Origin of the sequence: Actinomadura meyerae (assembly GCF_900188445.1) — a bacterium.
Classification (GTDB): domain Bacteria; phylum Actinomycetota; class Actinomycetes; order Streptosporangiales; family Streptosporangiaceae; genus Spirillospora; species Spirillospora meyerae.
Window position 1 is genome coordinate 1 of record NZ_FZOR01000092.1, and the last position, 3971, is coordinate 3971.

Here is a 3971-nt window from a genome sequence, read left to right on the forward strand (position 1 = left end):
GGTGGCGAGCTTGATGTAGAGTGCATCGACCTCCGTCGAGATCTTTACTTTGGCGTTCCGCTCTATGCTTTCGCTCAATTTCTCCCCGCAGAGACACATGGCCGTTCGTGTTGAGGACGACCCAGATCTTCTTGGTTTTGTACTTCGTCGTGCCCGGCGACCCTCGACGAGATATCGAATTCGACCGGGGAGGACGGATGCTAGTCAGGCGGCACGAGTCCCATTGCCTCGGGACGTTCGACCGCCAAGGCTCTCCACCCTGGAACCGCCTCCCCTTCGGCCACTTCCCGAAATAGCCCGATCAACTCTTGGCGCGACCTCCCGAGACGTTATTCAGCAGATATCCAATCGGCTCCACGATCGCTGTGGCAACATCTGGATCGATATCCTCGCCATCGGTCAGCTCGATCGATATCACGGGCTCCATGACTGCCTTTGCCAGTACACGTTCTGTGTTTACCAAAGCACAATCCTCACCTTGACGTTCGTGTTCTCGTTACCCAGTGCACGTCCCCGTCGCGGTTGCGCACCAGTGCAGGCGTCAGGCAGGTCAGCCCTTCCGACCGATGAGCCATTCGCTCAGACCCCTGGGGGACCCAGATAGGTGAGGAGGCTGGCACGTTCGGCTTGACTGACGGCCGACTCCAGTGCCGCAGTGATCGCGCGAACGCCACCGTCACGCACAATCACCAGGTCAGGACAGCTGAAGACAGTGCCACTGTGCCCCTCACCGCTCATGCGCCAGCGATCCATGATCCGCTCTATCTCACACGCTTTGAGGAGATTGACAAGCTAGCGCGGCAGCGGATCCAGGCAGTCCGCACTTTCCAGAAGAATTTGAATCCCCTGACCTTCACTGAGCGGCTTGATGCCCAGCACGTCAGCGAACTCAGCAGAAAAGAAGGTCACATACCCAGTGACCACATCCGGATCGAATAGAGTCGGCTCCACAGATATACGCGCCGTCAGCGCGGTTCCTCGACACGACGTATTCGCCGCGTGGAGCGCACTCCACGCGAACGCCGTCCCCCGTCGCATCAACTGCTGAATCTTTTCAGCCCCTGAGCATTCGATGTCTTCCGGAATACCTCGCCCATTGACAGCGACTTCGCATTCACCCACGGTCAAGAATCTCGAACGGTCTCCAAAGTAGGAGTCGCGGAATGCGGCGAGGAGCGTGGCCCCCTCTTCAACTACCCACCCCTCTTTGACGACCGCGCGCAACGGAAGGCATACATCAACCGCACGGAGATGCTGCAAGAAATTCGAGCCAAGAGCCTGTTCGGCGTCAGGGCTGATATGAGCCACCCACTACTCCCCGAATCTTGAGATCTAACAGGTCGCCCCGGGCGTACCGACCTGCGCCCGCTCAAAAAGGTTAATCCCCTTGGCGAGGCCCTTTTTGTAGTCCGGATACTTCTTCTTCAGTTCTCTCTTGAGACTATTGGGCATACCGTCGAACTCCCCGGTCTCGGGATTGTAATGATACTTTGGAGCCTGACCGGACCTGACACCCTTGATCTGTTCCTGGAAGTGCATCTGCACTCCGCTGGGTGAACCTTCGACATCGATCCGGTACGGCCCTCGATTCCACACCGTCATACTCTTTCCCGTCATGTCCACCGGCGTGTCGTCGTTGTGGACGAGAACCGGTGTCCGCCCAGCCTCCACATAGTATGTGTGCAGGCTTGCGACGGTGAGGTTGTGGACGCGCTGGCCGTGAGTGGTCCAGTGCTTTGTGGTGGTGACCTGGACGTAGGTTCCGGCGCTGGTGCGGAGCCACATGCCGGGCTCGAGGTCCGCCGCCTCGACCCAGGCATTGATGTCGCCCGCGACCCAGAAGGGGTGGTTATCGGTGGCGATGACCACCCCGGCCTTGAGGATCCTGTGGTGGAGAACGTCGCCGGCGCCGGGCTCGGGTTTTTCGCCGGCCAGCCACCCGAAGGCCGGAGGGTCGGTGTTGACAGTTATCTGGACGAGGTTCTTGTCGCCCTTACTGGTGATGGTGCCCAGAACGGATTGCGCGCTGGTTTCACCCGTCTCGGGGTCGGTGGCCAGGACCTGGTCGCCCACCTTCACATCTTCGATGGGCTTGTCACTGCCGTCGGCCATGCGTACCGACGTTCCGGGGACGAAGCTGCTACATTTCGGCAGCTTCGAGCGGCCCTGTGCTCGGCCCGACGGTCGCCGGCCACCGCCGACACTGGTGATCCCTCCGTCCTTGCCGAAGCCCCCGACGTCGACGAAGCTGCGCATCCCGGTGCCGAAGAACTCCAACCCCGACATGCGTTCACAGGTGAAGCCGCCGAGCTCGCAGAGGAGGTTGGCGAAGTTGCCGAGTCTTCCGAGGTCTCCTGGGAAGCAAGCAGTGCTGCCAGTGCCGCAGTCCGGCATGAGCAGCGGGTCCAGCGGCTTGTTGCTGCCCGCGTACTTGGTGTAGACGAGTTCCATCATCCGCAGCCGAGCCGCGGTGTAGACCATGGAGTTGCGTGCGTGGACGGTGGTGTCGCCCCAGCGGACGTGGACCGGCCTGTTGGGCGACGAGGTGAACCCAGCGGGCGGCCTTCCGCAGTCGTGCCCGCAGCCGCCGGTCATCAATGGCTTCTTATGGCCGACCGGCACATAACCGGCACCGCAGATGTCAGGTGGGCATAGGCCATCCGGGTCAGCGTGGGTGACTGGGTTGTTGTTGGCGTAGGTGTAGCCGTTCATCTGCTGGGGGTCGCTCTGATCGACGAGTGGGTCGACGGAGATGAAGCGGCCGGTGTCGGGGTCGTATTCGCGGACGCCGAGGTGGGTGAGGCCGGTGGGGTCCTGGGTGCCGCCGACGAAGCCCTTGTCGTTGGGCCATGTCGCGTCCTCGTCGAAGCCGCGGATGGAGCCGAATGGGGTGAAGCGGCGGACGGTGCCGGCCTGCGTGGCGGCGTTGACGGCGACCTCAGCGCTGCCCTGGTGGTCGCCGGACAGGTAGGTGACGGCGCCGTTGGAGGTGCGCATGGCGACGGTCTGTCCGCCGAAGGCGTAGTAGCGCGTGCCGGTGGCGCTGGCGGCGCCGTTGAGGGCGCGCAACTCGGTGCCGCCGGGCAGGTAGAGCGTGCTTCCGGCGGGATCCTTGCGGATCAGGCGGTTGCCTTCGGCGTCGTAGACGTAGGTCTCGTCGTTGCCGTTCTCGGTGACCTTGGCCAGCTCCCCCTCGGTGTCCCAAGTGAAGGTTCGGGTCGCGGTGGTGGGGCTACTGTCGCTGGTTTGGACGCTGGTGGTGTTGCCGGTGGCGTCGTAGCCGTAGGTGTCGGTGCGGTTGCCTGCCGGCCCGGTCTGGGTGACCTGGGTGAGGCGGTTGCCTTGGCCGAGGTTGGCATAGGTGTAGGTGCGGGTGGTGTCGGTTGTGCCACCGATTCCGTGGCGGGTTTCGCCGGTGCGGTTGCCGGCCTTGTCGTAGGTGAAGGACTGCCAGTACGGTGCCGGTCCGCCGATCAGTGAGGCGGTGGGCTGGGTGGCGCAGGGGTCGGTGGTGCCTTGGGTCCAGGCGTGGGTGAGGCGCTGGAGGTGGTCGTAGGTGAAGCACTGGTTGTCGACGCCGTCGCGGGAGTCGTCGGTGATGGAGGTGATGGCGCCGGAGTCGGTGTAGTGGTAGGTGGCGTACCGGTCGTTGCCGTCGAGGTTGTAGGCGGTGGAGAACAGGTACGTCCCGGCTAGTGGCCCCTGCTTAGCGGGGACGGTGACGGTGGCGGCCTCGACTCGTCCAAGTTCGTCGTAGCCACGGATCTCATTGACGTATTGGGCGCCGTCTCTGTGTCGGATCGACTTGGTGAGTTTGCCCTTGCCGTGAGTGACCGTGTCGTAGGTTTAGGAGGTCAGCAGCGGTTCGTCTTCGGCGCCTTCTCGGGTGGCGGTTTTGCGGCCGAGGCCGTCGTAGGTGGTGAAGACCTTCTTGTCGCGTGCGTCGGTGGTGGAGGTGACGCGGTCGAGGT

General features: G+C 62.9%; 2 protein-coding genes. Both read right to left on the bottom strand.

The features are described 5' to 3' along the window. Positions 1-792: 792 nt before the first annotated feature. Positions 793-1308, bottom strand: a complete 516-nt coding sequence (locus CHF16_RS39985) for a hypothetical protein (RefSeq protein ID WP_143228370.1) — start codon at positions 1306-1308, stop codon at positions 793-795. 24 nt (positions 1309-1332) lie between these two features. Beyond that, positions 1333-3801, bottom strand: a complete 2469-nt coding sequence (locus tag CHF16_RS38930; RefSeq protein ID WP_483860513.1) for an RHS repeat-associated core domain-containing protein — start codon at positions 3799-3801, stop codon at positions 1333-1335. Positions 3802-3971 lie beyond the last annotated feature (170 nt).